The organism is Mycobacterium helveticum, from assembly GCF_007714205.1.
GTDB lineage: Bacteria > Actinomycetota > Actinomycetes > Mycobacteriales > Mycobacteriaceae > Mycobacterium > Mycobacterium helveticum.
In genome coordinates this window covers 1-580 of sequence record NZ_VMQU01000350.1, presented here as the reverse complement: position 1 = coordinate 580, position 580 = coordinate 1, and the positions used below count along the sequence as shown (strand labels likewise).

At 64.0% G+C, this 580-nt stretch carries 1 protein-coding gene and 1 pseudogene; both read right to left on the bottom strand.

The annotated features are described in order from the left end of the window. Nucleotides 1-247: pseudogene (locus FPZ47_RS27870) on the bottom strand (IS3 family transposase); the annotation flags it as partial. Next, the gene (locus FPZ47_RS27865) at nucleotides 244-534 is read right to left on the bottom strand and encodes a transposase (RefSeq protein WP_144957551.1); all 291 of its coding nucleotides are present in this window, start codon (nucleotides 532-534) and stop codon (nucleotides 244-246) included. The pseudogene FPZ47_RS27870 and the gene FPZ47_RS27865, both read right to left, overlap by 4 nt. Between the last annotated feature and the right edge of the window lie 46 nt (nucleotides 535-580).

Sequence of the window (580 nt, the reverse complement as noted above, 5' to 3'; positions counted from 1 at the left end):
GCTCGCGCAGATCGTCGACCAGTCGCGGGGAACCATGCAAGCCCTTGGCCTTAGCGAACGCCTTGGCGACCGCCACATCCAGCTCGGCGCGGCGCCGATCAGTGTCGGTGTGCAACCCGTCGGGGTCCTCGGCGCGGCCCAGCCACTTGGAGAACCACGCCAGGCTGACCTGCAGCACACGGCATGTCACAGCATGTGGCACACGATATTTGGTCCTCTGGTCGGCGATGAAGCGTGCCACGCTCACTTCGTCGCCTCCTTCACCCACAGGACCACTGATCGCTTGAGGACATCACGCTCCATCCGCAGCTCGGCGTTCTCCGCCCGCAAACGCTTCAGCTCGGCCAGATCGTCCTTGGACAACTCCCCACGGCCCTCGCGCTGCTCCTGATCCTGGGCAACCCAGTTCCCCAAGGTGCCCGGATTCATCCCCAGATCGCGCGCCACCGCCGCGATCGGCTTACCCGTTTCCCGCACGATCCGCACAGCCCCATCCCGGAACTCACGGTCATACTTCTTCCGTTTCTCTGACATCGCTACCCCTTATAGCTGATGCCTCTACGGTCTCGGGGGAACCTCA

Excerpts from the sequence above, each read along its gene's own strand:
- FPZ47_RS27865 (WP_144957551.1), bottom strand. The coding sequence starts at position 534 with ATGTCAGAGAAACGGAAGAAGTATGACCGTGAGTTCCGGGATGGGGCT.